Raw genomic sequence first — 15,279 nt, forward strand, 5'->3', positions numbered from 1 at the left:
GACCGAGACCAGGGCAGGCAGCCGCACGCCGGATCGATTCAGCGACACATATCTCACTCGCACGGCGACCAAACCTATTAAGAACGGTTATCATCTTCATGACATGAGTCCGTCGGCCCCGCCGCAGGCTCCCTCCCCACCCGTTCCGGCCCGCACCGGAACCTTCTCGCTGGAAAGGTCACCCATGCCCGCCCCCACCTCTCCCGGCCGCGCCGCACCGCCCGGGCCGCCCCGCACGGGTGCAGCCGGCCCGCTGACCGCCTCACCCGTCGGCGGCGCAGCCCGCCACCGCATCGACCTGCGGCCCCTTCTGCTGATGGCCCTGAGCCTCGCCGTCATCGCCGCCGGCTCCGTGCTCCCCATGCCGACCGCCCTCGCCGCCAGCACCGTGGACGGCAAGGACCTCCTCTACCGCCGCCACGTGGACGCCGCCCACGTGTCCTGGACGGACGGTCACCTGGACGTGCAGGTGGTGGACGGCCAGACGGTGCGCCCGGCCGACGACGTTGCGGTCCGCCTCGGACCCGATGCCGACGCCGACGGCGCCGAGGTCTCCCGCATCACCGTGCCCAACGACCCGAACTTCTCCTTCCTCGGCAAGCCGGGCGATCACGTGTGGAACGCCCCTCAGCACATGTACGCCAACTGGGCACCCGTCTGGGCCGGCCTCGGCGCCGGCGACATCCCCGACACCATCGACCCCTCCTCCATCTCCCTCGAACTGAAGGGCAGCACGGGCCCGGGCACGATGGAGGTGTACCAAACCAACTACGCCGGCACCCCCGAGCGCGCGTTCTCATCGGCCGACGGCGCCCCCGCGTCCCTCCGGTCCAACAAGATGAAGCCGGGTGCTCACGGCCACTACAACTGGGCGTTCACCAAGCCGGGCCGCTACGACGTCCAGTGGCAGGCCCACGCCCGCACCACCGACGGCAAGCCCATCAGCTCCCCGGTGCGGACCGTGACCTGGTACGTCGGCACCGATGAGCAGGCGGGGCTGCCCGCCGGCTCCTACCAGGGCACTCCCATCACGCGCCCGATCGAGGAGCAGACCGGCACCCCGAATCCGTCCGACCCGGCCAAGGAGCAGCCGAACCCCACGAAGAAGCCGGGGGCCACTGATCCCGCTGACAACGTCTGCACGCACATCGACAGCGGCCACCTGGACGTGCGCGGGGCCGGTTCCGCGGACAACCTGCGCGCCTTCCTCCGCTGGGACGGACCGAAGGGGAAGCCGGTGGACCTCGGCTCGGCCTCCTTCGTGATCGAGGTGCCGGATTCGGCGAAGTCCGACATTCCGGCCACCGGCGCCACCGCGGACCTCTCCGCGGCGCTGAACTCCACCTCCGCCTACCAGCTGCCGGAGATCCAGGACGAGAACCTGCCGTGGATGGGCTTCTCCACCGAGGACCTGGACGTCCCTGAGGGATCGAAGGTCTCCATCGGCCTGCTCGGCGTGGAAGCGCCGTCGCCGAACGCGCGCTTCGCCCTCGGTCACTTCGATTCGGGCAGCGGCAAGTTCGCCGTTGATCTGGATTCGACCAACTACGAGGACCAGCAGATCGACATGCCGGGGCGCACCCACACGCACCGCGCGCAGTTCTTCTCCGAGCCCGGCTACTACACGGTGTACTACTGGGTGGAGATCGTGAAGCCGGACGGCACCCGTAAATACGCGACCCTGGACGCCTGGTACGCCGTGGGGACCGACGCGATCGCCAACGCCTGTGAGCGCACCGGCGAGACGTCGCCGAAGCCGGAGGACCCCGCGCCGACCGATCCGGCTCCCGAGGACCCGGAGATTCCGTTCCCCGGTGACGACACGGGCTCTGACGGCTCCGACGGCGAAGACACGACCACCCCGGGCGACGGGAACGACACCGGCTCTGACGGCTCCGACGGCGAGGACCCCGATGTCCTCTTCCCCGGCGATGGCTCCGCACCCGCGCCGAAGCCCGGCACGAAGCCGGGTACGAAGCCCGCTCCGAAGCCGGACAACGCGCAGAAGCGCATCATCCTCGAGCGCGGCCACGTGGACATCTGGCACGTCACCGCGAAGAACGGCGCGCTGAACCTGGGCCTGTCCGAGGACGTCACCGGCTCGCACGTGACCCGCGACCCGGCGTCCGTGGAGCTGCACGTGAAGGACGCCGCGAAGACCACCATCCCGCAGGGGTGGCCCGGCGCCGGCACCGCCTGGTACCTGCCGCAGGCGCAGAAGCAGGACGTTCTGTGGCCCGGGTGGGACACCCAGGGCATCAAGGGCGGCGGTGTCGCCGATCGTGTGGACCTCGCGGTCACGAAGGTGACCGGCCCCGGGAAGATCCACCTGTTCGGGTCCGACGCCTTCGGCAAGCAGACCCCGCTGCTCACCGGCGGCGCCACCGAGCTGAAGGCCGGGGCGGTGCGCAAGCAGACCTTCCCGGCGCACACCCACGCGAATTGGGTGTTCACCAAGCCGGGTGTGTACACGGTGACCGTGCAGGCGCGCGGCACCGCGAAGGGCCGGGCCGTCGCCTCGAAGGAGCAGACCTACACGTTCACCGTGGGCGATGACTTCCGCGGCAAGGCCAGCGGCGGCGCGGCCGGCGATGACGCCCCGGCCTCAGGTACGCCGGGCTCCAGGGCCGACGGGTCCGCTGACCAGCCCGGTTCCACCGGCGGCGACACCGGCGCACCCGGCGGCGATGCAGGCACCGGCGACGCCGGCGGCGCCCAGAACGGCGCTCTGCCGGCGGGCGGCGGCTCTCCGGCTTCCGTCACCGGTGCTCCGGCCCCGGCCGGTGACTCCGGTTCCGGTGCCCCGATGGGCGCTGCGGCCCCGTCGGGCGTGGGCGGCATGAAGCAGCCCGCGATGACCGAGTGCGATCCGGCGGACTTCTCCGGCGCGGGTGCCTCCGATGCCGGCGGCGCGTCCGATGCGGGCGGTGCATCCGGCGCCTCCGATGCCGGTGGCGCTGCGCTGACCCCGTCGGGCCCGGCCCCGGGCGGCACCAGCTTCTCCGGTGCCCTCACGAGCAGCTTCGCCGCACGCTTCACCGCGGGCTCGGTGGCGCAGATCGTGACGGCGGCCGTGAGCGGCAGCTACACGATCCCAGCGAAGACCCACGTCCACCCGAATTGGGTGTTCTCCAAGCCGGGTTCGTACACCCTCGTGATCCGCCAGACCGTCACCGGGAAGGATGGGAAGACAGCAACCTCGCGGTCGCACCTGAAGTTCGAGGTGGGCCCGAACGCCAAGGGCGTCACGGACGGTCACTTCGACTTCGGCGCCCAGTACGCGAACGGCACCCTGGTCGGCGCGGTGAAGGACGACCGCTCCTCCCCCGCCAAGTGGGTGAAGCCGTCGTCGATGACGTTCGCGCTGAACGACACCGCGAAGACGAAGGCGCCGGCCGGCATTGAGTTCGTAGCCCCCGCCGGGTCGGACGTCTGGATGATCCCCGCCTCGCAGATCGCGGGCGTCCCGTGGCTGGGCGCGAACTCGATGCACCCGTCGATCGTGGACGGCACCACCGGCACGGTGCAGCTGACCCTGGAGAGCGTCAGCGGCCCCGGCAACGTGGGCGTGTTCACCTCCGGCAACTTCGGCTCCGTGGTGGGCGAGAAGTGGTTCTCCGGTTCCGGCAGCGGCGGCCCCGCAGCCGCCGGTAGCGAAAAGAGCGCTGCCGGTGGCACCGGCCAGGACGCCGCAGATGCGGCCGCCCAGGGCGCCGCGGGCGCACTGCCCGGTACGGCAGGCCCCGGCGCCGGTGCGAACCCCTGCATCCCCACCGGGTCGATGCCGCGCACCGGTGCGACCGTCGCCCCGATCGTGGCCGCTGCGATGCTCGCCGTGCTCGGCGGTGCGGCTCTTGTCGCGCACCGTCGACGCTCCGCGACCGCGCTGACGGGACGCTCCGCCCAGGCGAGCGCTCCGAGCCGCGGTGGGGAGACCGACGCGCCGTGAGCACCCCGCTTACCCGGCGGCGCCTGACCCGACGCACCATGCTCGGGGCAGGCGCCGCCGGCGCGCTCACCGCCGCCATTGCTCTGCCGGGCCGCAGCAGCGGCACTGTGGACGCGCACGGCCTGTCGATCATCACCACCACGGGGATCCTCGCGGATCTCGCACGCCGTGTGGTGGGCGCCGACGGCCGCGTCACCTCCCTCGTTCCCGAGGGCGGCGACCCGCATTCCTATGAGCCGACGCCCCGTGCGGTGCGGGACGTCGCCCACGCGGACCTGGCGCTCTCGAACTATCTGATGCTCGAGGAGCAGTCCCTGATCCGCATGATCGACGCGAATCTCGCACCGGGTGTGCGCCACCTCGCCCTCGCGGAGGAGGCGAGCCAGCACGGCGCGGAGGTGATCCCGCTGGTGGAGTCGCGCTCGCTCGACACGGTGTGGCTCGGCCTGCGCGTCTCGGGCGCACCCGGCGGGGACGCCACCGCCGACGGGAGCGCAGCGGGCGGGGCCGACGGGAAGCGCCCCGCGGACCGGCTCGCCACCACGCGCCTCTCCCTGATCGGGGCCGACGGGCCCGGCGACCTCCACGGGTACATCACCGGCACCTTCGGCCAGCCGCAGAGCGTGTTCGACTCCTCCGACGGCGCCGGCGCCCGCTCCGACGCCATCGACCTGTCGCTGGACGCCCACACGCACATGAGCTGGGCGTTCACCGAGCCCGGCGTCTACCGGGCGCGCTTCGCGGCGGTGTTCACGGGAGGCTCCGTCGGCGGCGCCGTGCGGGCCGAGGGAGAGCTGGTGATCGCGGCGGGCACGGACCCGTCGACCATCCCCGGTCGTGAAGGCGCCCGCATCATCGATGCCGGGCACGCCGACCTCACCGCGGACCTCACCGGGCAGCGCCTGGTGCTGCGCGTCGACGCTCCCACCGGCAGCGCCGATCGCGCGACCGGCGGTGATCGCGGGGCCGACGGGGCCGCCCCGGCCGGCAGCGCCGCCCACGCCACCGAGGACCTGCCGCTGGACTCAGTGGTGGTGCACGTGCCGCCGAAGGCGCTGCTGCCGATCCCGTCGGACCCGGCGTTCCGGTTCATCGGGCGGCCCGGAACGGACGTGTACCAGCTGCCTCAGGCGGTGCTGGGCCGGCACGTGCACGGCGAGATCGACCCGCACCTGTGGCAGGACGTCACCAACGCGCAGGCGTACGTCGAAGTGATCCGGGACGCCGCCGTCGGCCTGGACCCCGAGCACGCCGCCGCCCACCGCGCCCGCGCCGCTGAGTACCTCCGGGAGCTCGACGAGGTGGATGCATACGTGCAGCGCTCCATCGACTCGATCCCTCAGCGGCGGCGCCACCTCGTGACCACGCACGACGCCTACGGCTACCTTGCGCACCGGTACGGGCTGGACATCGCGGGCACGGTGTCACCGTCGCCGGGGCAGGAGCCGTCGATCGCAGACCGCCGGCGCCTCGCCACCACCCTGCGCGACCTGGCGGTGCCGGCGGTGTTCATCGAACAGGGCGCAGGCCCCGCCTCCCGCTCCCTGCGCGACGCCGCCGAGATCGCCGGCGTTGAGGTGCGCCCCATCTGGGGCGACGCCCTGACGCCGGGGGTGCGGACCTACGCCGACATGATGCGCGCCAACGCCGACAGCCTCGCCCGCGGCCTCGGCGGCACCCCACTGGGCACCCACAACCTCTCCGACTGAAGGACCATCCCCATGACATCCACTCCTCCCCCTGCCCGCCCGGCCGCTTCGGCCCCGCTGCCGCGCCGCGCTCTGATCGTGGCTCGGACCGCGCCGTCCCGCCGCGCTCTGCTGGCTGCGGCCCTGGTCTCCCCGCTGTGCGTCGCCGCCGCGGCGTCGGCGCCCGCGAGCGCTGCGACGCCGGACCCGTCGGCCGATCCTTCTGCGGATCCCGCCCTGGACCAGACCGTCACCTCCGATGAGCAGGCGGTGCACGGCGAACCGGCGGATCTGTCCGTGGGGCACGTGGACATCGGCCCGCGCATCGTGGACGGCCAGTGGGTGCTCGCCGCCCGCGACGACCACGCCTCCCCGCCCGTGTGGCGCGACCTCGCCGACGCGGTCCTGGTGGTGCCCGATGCGGCGCAGCTGCCGGTGCCCGACGGGGAGGAGTACGCGTTCCTCGGCGCGCAGGCGGGCGAGAAGGTGTGGACGATTCCGCAGACGGAGATCCCCGGCGTGGTGTGGCTCGGCTGGAACACGCAGGACCCGGCGGTGGTGCAGGAGGCACCGGACGGCATCACGCTGCGCTTCACCGGCATCCAGGGGCCGGGCCGGCTGACCCTATTCCTGCAGCCGGGGAACTTCGCGCCGCCGCAGCTGCTGGTGGATGGGGAGAAGCTCGCCGGTGGCGCCGCGCAGGACGTTTTCGTGGAGACGAACACGCACACGCACGCGAACTGGGTGTTCACAAAGCCAGGGGCGTACACGGTCGGAGTGGAGGTGCTGCCGGGCCGGCCGGACAGCGGCGCGGACCCGGTGGCGGCCGGGGTGCTGCGCTTCGCAGTCGGCGATGCCACGGCCCCGCAGGCGGCACGCGAAGCCGCCGCCCCGGAGGGCGCTGCGGGTGCTGCTGGCGGCTCCACCGGGGCCGACGGGTCCGCCGCGTCCGATGGGTCCAGCGCAGGTCCCGCGGCTGGCGGGTCAGCGTCCGGCGGATCGGCGTCGCTGCCGTGGATGATCGGCGGCGGCCTCGGCGGCACCGCTCTGCTCGGCGCAGGTGCCGCCGCTGTCGTGGCCAAGCGCCGACGCGCCGCTGAACAGGCAGCCTTCGCCGGCGCAGACACCCCAGGGGAGGCGCAGTGACCGCCCCCACCGCCCGCCGCACCCCTTCCACCGCACCCTCAAGCGCGGGCGAGCGCGGGGCCACGGAGACGACCGATGCGCGGACCGTCCTGGAGGGGCGGAGCCTGTCGGTCAGCCTCGGCGGCCGACGGGTCCTCGAGGACGCCTCGATCCGCGCCGACGCCGGCCGCATCCACGTGCTGCTCGGCCCCAACGGCGCCGGTAAGACAACGCTTCTGCGCGCCCTGCAGGGCCTCGTTCCCCGTGAGGCCGGCGAGGTGCACCAGGACGGTGCGATCGGGTACGTGCCGCAGCGGCATGACATCGACTGGGACTTCCCCGTCACCGCGAAGGACGTGGTGCAGCTCGGCCTCGTGCAGCGCCGCCTGCTGGATGTGCGGCGCCTCCTCGGCCCCACTCGACCGCAGCTCACCGCCGTCGCCGACGCACTCGAGCGCGTGCGGATGCTCGACCTGCGGGACCGCCCCATCGGTGAGATGTCCGGCGGTCAGCGCCAGCGGGTCATGATCGCGCGCGCCCTCGTGCGCCGCCCGTCCGTCCTGCTGCTCGACGAGCCCTTCACCGGGCTCGACATGCCCAGCCAGGAGCTGCTGTCCGACCTCTTCCGCGACCTCGCGGCCGACGGGTGCGCCATCATCATGTCCACCCACGACCTCACGCACGCCCTCGACATCGCCGACCGCGCCACACTGCTGAACCGGACCGTCATCGCCTCCGGCGCCCCCGCCGAACTGCGCGATGCCGAGCTGTGGCAGCGCACCTTCGAGGTCGGCCCCACCTCTCCCCTGCTGCGTCAGATCGGAGCCTTCACATGCTGACCCCGCTCGACTTCCTCTCGGACCTGACGAACCCGCTGCTGTCGTTCCTGCCGAAGGCGCTGCTGATCTCGGTGCTCTCCGCGATCGTGTGCGCGGTGGTGGGCTGCCACGTGGTGCTGCGCGGGATGACCTTCATCGGTGATGCCGTGGCGCACGCCGTGTTCCCCGGCATTGCGCTCGCGTTCGTGCTGCAGGGCTCGCTGCTGCTCGGCGGGCTCGCCGCCGGTGCGGTCACCGCGGTTCTGATCGCCGTTCTGGGCACGAGCAGGCGCCTGCGGGCGGACAGCATCATCGGTGTGCTGATGGTGGGGATGTTCGCCGCCGGCATCGTCATCATGTCCCGCGCACCCGGGTACAGCGGATCGCTGACGTCGTTCCTGTTCGGGTCCATCACGGGGATCCCGGACTCGTCGGTTGTGGTGGTGGCGATCGGCAGCCTGCTGGTGCTGGGGATACTGATGCTGCTGCACCGCGACCTCGTGGCCGTGGGGCTGGACCGCGGCTACGCGCAGGCGCTGGGGCTGCCGGTGCTGCTGCTGGACATTGCGCTGAGCGTTCTGGTGACGATGGCGGTGGTGATGAGCATCCAGACGATCGGGAACATCCTGGTGATCGCGCTGCTGGTCACGCCCGCGGCGGCGGCGCGGATGCTGACGGATCGGCTGGTGCCGATGATGCTGACGGCTGCCGGGATCGGCTGCGGCAGCGCAGTGGCGGGGATCTACCTGTCGTGGGCGCTGGACCTGCCCACCGGGGGCGTGATCGTGCTCGTGTGCACGGCGGTGTTCGCGGCCGCGTGGGCCCTCGGGCCGCGGCACGGGGTGCTGCGGCGCTCCGTCGGCCGCGCCCCCGTCAGCGCTCCCGCCGCCTGAGTCGGGTCGATCCCGTTACCTTGTGAGCACCCCGATGGACGGGGTCTGGTCGCTCGGCCGGGTATGGCTTTGTTGCCCTGCCATTGATGGTCCGGGGGGGTGTTGCCGCCCGGTCGAGAGACACGCGTTGACCGCTGATAGGGACACGGCCCAGCTCTGTCTGAGGTCTCTTCGTAACGTGGGTGCCGGCATCGGGTGTCGAGACTGCGGCCAGCAGTGATGAGGAGGACAGCGTCATGAACACAGGGTTCGCGGTCGTGATCGGCCTGGACGTCGGGAAGACAGCTCACCACGCGTGCGCACTCGACCCGGAGGGGAACAAGCTGTTCGACAAGCCCCTCCCGCAGGACGAGACCAAACTTCGCGAGCTGTTCACCCAGCTGCAGAACCACGGCGAAGTGCTGCTGGTCGTCGACCAGCCGAACACCATCGGAGCGTTGCCGATCGCGGTGGCCCGGGATACCGGCTGCACAGTCGCCTACCTTCCCGGATTGGCGATGCGGAAGGCCGCGGATCTGTATCCGGGCAGGTCAAAGACTGATGCGCGGGATGCTTTCATCATCGCCGACACGGCCCGCACCATGCCTCACACCCTCCGGCAGGTCGATCGCGACAGCGAGGTCCTCTCCGCGCTGAAGGTTCTGGCCGGGTTCGATGAGGACCTCGCTCACGAGACCACAAGGGCGCTGAACCGGATCCGGTCCCTGCTCACCCAGATCCACCCCGCGCTCGAGCGCGTCTTCGCAGGCGGGAAGCTTTCCACTGGGCTCGTGCTGGACCTGCTGGAGAAGTTTGGCGGACCCACCGGCCTCCGAAGTGCCGGCCGAAGGAAGGTGCTGCGGTTCGCCCGCGCGCATTCACGCCGCGACCCCGAGACGCTGGTCGAGCAGATCTTCACAGCCCTTAGCGAGCAGACCGTCATCGTGCCCGCCACCGCAGCGGTTGAGCTGGTGATCCCCCGAGTCGCTGGCCAGGTTAAAGAGCTGAAAGAACAGCGCGCGACCGTGGCCCACGAAGTGGAGGGCATGCTGGAGGACTTCCCTCTCGCCTCGGTCTTGATGAGCATGCCGGGGATCGGCATCAAGACCGCCGCCCAGATCCTCCTCGCGATCGGTGATGGCTCCGCGTTTGAGTCCGCCAGCCACCTCGCGGCCTATGCCGGGATCGCGCCGGTCACCCGCAGATCAGGCACCTCGATCCGCGGAGAGTTCCCCGCCCGGTCAGGGAACAAACGCCTGAAGAACGCCCTGTTCTACTCCGCCTGGGTCGCCTCCAACCACGACCCCATCTCCAAGGCCTACTACGATCGCAAACGCGCCGAAGGCAAACGGCACAACGCCGCCGTGATCTGCCTAGCCCGCCGCCGCTGCAACGTCATCTACGCCATGCTCCGCGACGGCACCTACTACCAGCCACCGACAACCGCCCCTACCCCCGAGCCGACCGCTCTCGCGGCTTGACTCGAAACATAGGGACACCCCCCGGCTGCGTGCGCCGCGTCAGTGCGCGGCGGAGCCGAGGCCGAGGCGGCGGGCGGCCCAGTGCGGGTCGTCGGTGGTGACGGTGTCGGCGCCGCTGGCGAGCGCGCGGGACAGCTGCCGGTGCGAGTTCACGGTCCACACGTTGACGCGCAGGCCCCGACGGTGCGCTTCGGTGACGGCGCCGGAGCGGATCCCATCGATGCGGGCGCCGAGCCAGCGCGCGCCGACGGACTCGATGACGTCGAACGCGGCCCGACGGGTCCAGTGCACCAAGAAGGAGCGGTCCACATCAGGCAGGATCCGCCCCACCACCTGGAGGGCATCCGGGTGGAAGGAGATGACGGCGTCACCGGCGTGGGCCGCTTCGCCGGTGCGCATCTCTTGGATCATGCGGGCCACCGGTTCAGCGGCGGCGGCGACCTTCACTTCGATGTAGACGGAGGCGCCGGCGGCGCCCGCGAGCGCGAGCACGTCCTCGAGGAACGGGATGCGGTGCCCGCCGCGAAGCTCCACCTGCTCCAGCTGGGCGCGGGTGAGGTCGGCGATGCGGCCGCGGGTGCGGACACTGGTGGGGGCGGCCATGCGGGTGATGGTGTCGTCGTGGTGGACGGCGAGGTGGCCGTCGCGGGTGAGCCGGACGTCGCATTCGAGAGTGCGAGCGCCCGCGGCGAGGCCGGCGCGGAAGGCGGCCATGGTGTTCTCGGGGGCGAGGAGGGCGCCGCCGCGGTGGGCGACGATGCGCGGCGGGCCAGCGGGCGTGTGCGCGGCGGCCGGCGCTCGTCCGCCGGTGAGGGCGGCGGGGCCGACGGGTGCGGTCGCGGGTCGTATGGACAGCGCGTGGCTCATGGCGGTCCGTTCGTCGAAGGGGAGCCTCCGGGGCGTGGACATGGCCAGGTTAGGGGCGCGTCGGCCCCTCCCCTGGCGGTTCGGACGGTCGTGTGCCGAGTGTTGATCGAGTCCTCGCCGCGGGTGCACCGCCGGGACACCGGGACGTCACCCGCCGCTGGGCTGTCAGTGATGGGGGTCACGTGCCGGTAGGGTGGCCGCATGGACATCAACGAGCGCATCCAGACCCTTGACTATGCGGCATCGATGGACGCCCCGCGCGGCCCCGAGTTCCTCACACTCCGCTACCGGCCGTCCACGCCGACCTCGCAGGACGTGCTGTGGCAGTTCATCACCCAGCCGGAGCGCCTGGCGCAGTGGTCGCCGATCGTGCCGGAGCGGCCCCTCACCGAGGTGGGCTCGTACACCGCGCACGAGCACGAGGGCGATGCCGGGTTCACGTGCGATGTGATCCGGGTGGCGCCGGCGCAGGAGCTGGTGCACCGGTGGGGTGAGGACCGGCTGACCTGGGCGGTCTCACCGGAGGGGCACACGCTGAGCTGCACGATGGAGCTGATGCAGCCGGAGTACGCGTCGATGTATGCGGCGGGCTGGCAAGTGTGCTTCGGTGTGCTCGATGCGCTGCTCGCGGGCCAGGAGCAGGAGCGGATCGTGGGCGATGATGCGATGAAGCACGGCTGGCGGGACCTGCAGAAGAAGTACGTGGGTGAACTGCCCGGCCAGTCCTCCGAGCTGCCGTTCGGATGAGGGTTGGGCGCGGGGTGAGGATGGCGCCCTCGCCCCAGCCCCACGCCTCACTTTTGATTGAAGCTTCAATCATCCACATGTAGGGTGAGGCCATGTAGAGCTTCGGATTCCTCAGCTTCGGCCACTACGACCCGCACGGCCGCGGCGGCATGCCCGACGCGTCCGGCATGCTCCACGACGCCATCGGCATCGCCCGGGCAGCCGATGACCTCGGCGTGAACGGCGCCTACTTCCGCGTCCACCACTTCGCACCGCAGGCAGGCGCACCGATCCCGCTGCTCAGCGCGATCGCCGCCACCACGAAGCACATCGAGGTCGGCACCGGCGTCATCGACATGCGCTAGCGCATGCCTGGGTTGTAGCACTTGTTGTCAGCGTCGGCGCGCTCTACAGCACAACGTTGACGGCAATCCTGGCTGGTTTTCGATGAAGGCGGCTCTTCCTGCGCTGAGCGTCGGTGCGATGATCGCGCAACCCGGCGGTGCTCCACCCTCATAGAGGCGCATCGAGTACTTCGCGCAGCTGATCGACGGTGGGCGAACCAGCCAGCCCGGCAGGAGTGCGGAACACTCGACAGGCGAGCCCCACCGGCGTGTGCTCGTCGGCGAAGGGGTCGGAGCCGTCAATGAGGACGGTCGGGGACCCGTGGAACCCGAGGCGGGCGGCGTCCTCGGCAGTCTCGACTCGCTGATGCACGACGCGGACGTCCGATCGGCCGTCGAGGGCCTCGGTGAGCCGCCGGTCGAGCACCTCCCAGTTCGGGCACCCGTCGAAGTACTGAAACGTGATCTCCACGATCCACTCCTCTCAGGCTCTGTCCGCGCGGACTGCGGCCGGTGACGCCGTCTCAGGCGACGCAGCCGCCGCTTGGCTCTTGCGGGCACGCGCGGCGCGCAGCCCGTTGGCGATGACGACGACCTCGGCGACTTCGTGGACGAGGACGACTGCGGCCAGGCCGAGCACGCCGGTGATGGCCAGCGGCAGCAGCACGGTGATGATCGCCAGGGACAGCACAATGTTCTGGTTCATGATCGCCCGGCCCCGGCGGGCGTGCCGCAGAGCCTGCGGGATCAGGCCGAGGTTGTGACCGGTGAAGGCGACGTCGGCGGACTCGATCGCGGCGTCGGATCCGGTCGCGCCCATCGCGATGCCCACGGTCGCACCGGCCAGGGCGGGGGCGTCGTTGATGCCGTCGCCGATCATCGCCGTCGGCGAGGCCTTAGAGAGCTGGGCGACGATGCGGGCCTTGTCCTCGGGCCGCAGCTCGGCGTGCACGTCGCCGATCCCAGCGAGCTGCGCGAGCGCGTGCGCGGTGCGGGCGTTGTCGCCGGTGAGCATGCTCACCTCGACGCCCTGGGCCCGCAGCGTGCGCACGACCTCGGGGACCTCGGGGCGCAGCTCGTCGCGGACGCCGATCGCCCCGGCCAGTTCGCCGTCGACGGCCACGAGCACGCAAGTCTGGCCCTCGGCCTCCAGGTCCTCGACCCGGGCCTTGAGCGGCCCCGCGTCGATCCAGCGGGGGCTGCCCACGCTCACCCGGCGGCCGTCCACCATGCCGCCAATGCCGTGCCCGGCCTCCTCCGTCACGTCCTGCGCGGCGGGCGCTCCTTGGCCCGCGGCGGCGATGGCGGCGGCGAGCGGGTGCGTCGAGTGCTGCTCCACGGCCGCTGCCCAGGCGAGCACCTGGGCGTCGTCGAACCCGTCGGCGGCGACGACGGCGGTGACCTCGGGCCGGTTGCGGGTCAGGGTGCCGGTCTTGTCGACGGCGAGGTGGCGGATGCCGCCGAGGCGCTCGAAGGCGGCACCGCTCTTGATGACGACGCCGAACTTCGTCGCCGCGCCGATCGCGGAGACCACGGTGACGGGCACCGCGATCGCCAGCGCGCACGGGCTGGCGGCGACGAGGACGACCAGGGCGCGGGTGATCCAGGTCTCGGGGTCGCCGAGCAGCGAGCCGAGCACGCCGACAAGGACGGCGAGGACCATCACGCCGGGCACCAGCGGGCGGGCGATCCGGTCGGCGATGCGGGCCCGGTCGCCCTTCTCGGCCTGGGCCTGCTCGACCAGCTCCACAATGGTGGTCAGCGAGTTGTCGGTGCCCGCCGCGGTCGCCTCGACCTCCAGGACTCCGGCGGTGTTGATCGCGCCCGCCGACACTGCATCATCGGGCGCGACCTCGACCGGGATCGACTCGCCGGTGATCGCCGACGTGTCCAGACTGGAGCGGCCAACGCGGACCAGGCCGTCGGTCGCGACCCGCTCGCCCGGGCGGACCAGCAGCACGTCGCCGACGGCGATCTCCTTCGCCGGGATCTCGACCGAGGCACCGTCGCGCAGCACGGTGGCGGTCTCCGGCACGAGCTTGAGCAGCGCGCGCAGGCCGCCGCGGGCGCGGTCCATCGCCTTGTCTTCCAGGGCCTCGGCGATCGAGTACAGGGACGCCAGCGCGGCGGCCTCTTCGACGTAGCCGAGGATGACCGCGCCGACGGCGCTGATCGTCATCAGCAGCGCGATCCCCAGCTTCCGCTTGACGAACAGGTTCCGCAGCGCGCCGGGCGCGAACGTGTACGCGCCCAGCAGCAGGCCCGCCCAGAACGCGACCAGCGCCGCGATGTGCAGTCCCGACCACTCCAGCACCAGGCCGGTGCCGAACGCGACGCCGGAGAGGATCGGCACCACCAGACCCGGATCGCGCCACCACGGGCGCTCGGCCTCCTCGGCCCCTTCGGCGGCACTGGTGGTCGGCTCGTCGCAGCCGCAGGCGGCGCTCACGAGGCGTCCCCTGAACCGGTCGCGGCGCAGCAGCCGGGCACCGAACAGTGCGGGTCGATGCACGGCGCGCTCTCGTCCACCGCGAGCGTGACGTCCACCAGCGCCGTCAGCGCCGCGGCCAGGTGTGGGTCGGCGATCTCGTAGCGGGTCTGGCGGCCCTCGGGCTCGGCGACCACGATCCCGCAGTCGCGCAGGCAGGCTAGGTGGTTCGACACGTTCGACCGCGTCAGCCCCAACTCGCGCGAGAGCACGGCGGGGTGGCTCGGGCCGTCGAGCAGGGACATCAGTATCTTGGAGCGCGTCGGGTCCGCCATGGCCCGGCCCAGCCGGTTCATGACGTCGAGGCGCGAAGCAATAGTCAGCATGCACTGAACTATACAGTGTGTGCTGACCTATCGTCCAGTTGCAGGGCTGCCGCACGCGCTCCGCGCGCTTGCCCTCGGGAATCACGGTCACCTCTTGCGCCAGCTCGGCCACGTCGGCATCCCGCGGCCCTTCCACGTCTCCACGAGACCGGCGGCCCACCGGACGGACGCGAAGAGCCCGTAGCCGGACCCGGCAAGGCCAGCGCCGACCGCGAGCCACCGCCCGATGCCGAGCCACACGCTCCCGTCCACGTCCAGCGCCCACTGAGCGCCGGTGATGAGCCCGGCGATACCCATCCAAAGCCCGGCGACGACCACGACCACCGGCAGGAGGGCGAGGCACATCGCCGCGGCCGCCGACCAGAGCTGACGCGCTTCCAGCTTCGCCGTCGCCGCGATGATCCGCTCGGCGCGCTCGTTCGACGCGTCGATGTTCGCCGTCATCGTGGCCGAGGCCTCCCCGGCGACCTGCTCGACGGCCTTCTCGACCCGCTCTTCGGTGCGCTTCTCGATTCGCTTCACCGCGCCGCCGGCTTGACTCACGAGCTTCTGGTTCGCGGCGGCCTGGGCCTTGAGCCCGTCAATCCTGACTTAG

The 15,279-nt window shown here is 71.7% G+C and carries 11 protein-coding genes and 2 pseudogenes; 8 read left to right on the top strand and 5 right to left on the bottom strand.

Features of this window, described 5'->3' with window-relative positions:
- Positions 1–184 precede the first annotated feature (184 nt).
- From R3I40_RS09995 to R3I40_RS10020, 6 genes are all read left to right on the top strand, one after another.
- Positions 185–3,949 (top strand): choice-of-anchor M domain-containing protein, encoded by a 3,765-nt coding sequence (locus R3I40_RS09995; RefSeq protein WP_285262476.1) that lies wholly within the window; start codon positions 185–187, stop codon positions 3,947–3,949.
- A complete protein-coding gene (locus tag R3I40_RS10000) occupies positions 3,946–5,658 on the top strand; it encodes an anchored repeat ABC transporter, substrate-binding protein (RefSeq protein ID WP_317699973.1) in 1,713 nt (570 codons plus the stop codon). The genes R3I40_RS09995 and R3I40_RS10000 overlap by 4 nt, the downstream gene beginning before the upstream one ends.
- Before the next feature lie 12 nt (positions 5,659–5,670).
- On the top strand, positions 5,671–6,783 hold the full coding sequence (locus R3I40_RS10005; protein ID WP_285262478.1) for a choice-of-anchor M domain-containing protein: 1,113 nt from the start codon (positions 5,671–5,673) through the stop codon (positions 6,781–6,783).
- Positions 6,780–7,601: an anchored repeat-type ABC transporter ATP-binding subunit gene (locus tag R3I40_RS10010; RefSeq protein WP_285262479.1), complete on the top strand. Its 822-nt coding sequence runs from the start codon at positions 6,780–6,782 to the stop codon at positions 7,599–7,601. Before R3I40_RS10005 ends, R3I40_RS10010 begins: the two co-directional genes overlap by 4 nt.
- A complete protein-coding gene (locus tag R3I40_RS10015; protein WP_285262480.1) occupies positions 7,595–8,473 on the top strand; it encodes an anchored repeat-type ABC transporter permease subunit in 879 nt (292 codons plus the stop codon). The genes R3I40_RS10010 and R3I40_RS10015 overlap by 7 nt, the downstream gene beginning before the upstream one ends.
- A 236-nt stretch (positions 8,474–8,709) precedes the next feature.
- Entirely contained in the window at positions 8,710–9,933 is a 1,224-nt protein-coding gene (locus R3I40_RS10020) for an IS110 family RNA-guided transposase (RefSeq protein WP_183375371.1), read from the top strand.
- Between the two features lie 39 nt (positions 9,934–9,972).
- Here R3I40_RS10020 and R3I40_RS10025 read toward each other — a convergent pair whose 3' ends face one another.
- Complete coding sequence (locus tag R3I40_RS10025) at positions 9,973–10,800, bottom strand: glycerophosphodiester phosphodiesterase (protein ID WP_239376847.1); 828 nt, start codon at positions 10,798–10,800, stop codon at positions 9,973–9,975.
- A gap of 201 nt (positions 10,801–11,001) precedes the next feature.
- Between R3I40_RS10025 and R3I40_RS10030 the strand changes: the two genes are divergently transcribed.
- Positions 11,002–11,547: an SRPBCC domain-containing protein gene (locus tag R3I40_RS10030; RefSeq protein WP_246371026.1), complete on the top strand. Its 546-nt coding sequence runs from the start codon at positions 11,002–11,004 to the stop codon at positions 11,545–11,547.
- Positions 11,548–11,672: 125 nt separating this feature from the next.
- Positions 11,673–11,891: pseudogene (locus R3I40_RS10035) on the top strand (LLM class flavin-dependent oxidoreductase); the annotation flags it as partial.
- A gap of 148 nt (positions 11,892–12,039) precedes the next feature.
- Here R3I40_RS10035 and R3I40_RS10040 read toward each other — a convergent pair.
- The 4 genes and pseudogenes from R3I40_RS10040 to R3I40_RS10055 all read right to left on the bottom strand — a co-directional run.
- Positions 12,040–12,342, bottom strand: coding sequence for a thioredoxin family protein (locus tag R3I40_RS10040; RefSeq protein WP_285261742.1), 303 nt, complete (start codon positions 12,340–12,342; stop codon positions 12,040–12,042).
- Positions 12,343–12,354: 12 nt separating this feature from the next.
- Positions 12,355–14,319 carry a heavy metal translocating P-type ATPase gene (locus R3I40_RS10045; protein ID WP_317700143.1) on the bottom strand — a complete coding sequence of 655 codons (1,965 nt, stop codon included), beginning with the start codon at positions 14,317–14,319 and terminating at the stop codon, positions 12,355–12,357.
- Entirely contained in the window at positions 14,316–14,684 is a 369-nt protein-coding gene (gene cmtR, locus R3I40_RS10050) for a Cd(II)/Pb(II)-sensing metalloregulatory transcriptional regulator CmtR (RefSeq protein WP_259923704.1), read from the bottom strand. Before cmtR ends, R3I40_RS10045 begins: the two co-directional genes overlap by 4 nt.
- 87 nt (positions 14,685–14,771) lie before the next feature.
- A pseudogene (locus R3I40_RS10055) lies at positions 14,772–15,269 on the bottom strand (hypothetical protein); the annotation flags it as partial.
- Positions 15,270–15,279: the final 10 nt, after the last annotated feature.

It is taken from the genome of Helcobacillus massiliensis (assembly GCF_033106145.1).
GTDB classification, from domain to species: domain Bacteria; phylum Actinomycetota; class Actinomycetes; order Actinomycetales; family Dermabacteraceae; genus Helcobacillus; species Helcobacillus massiliensis.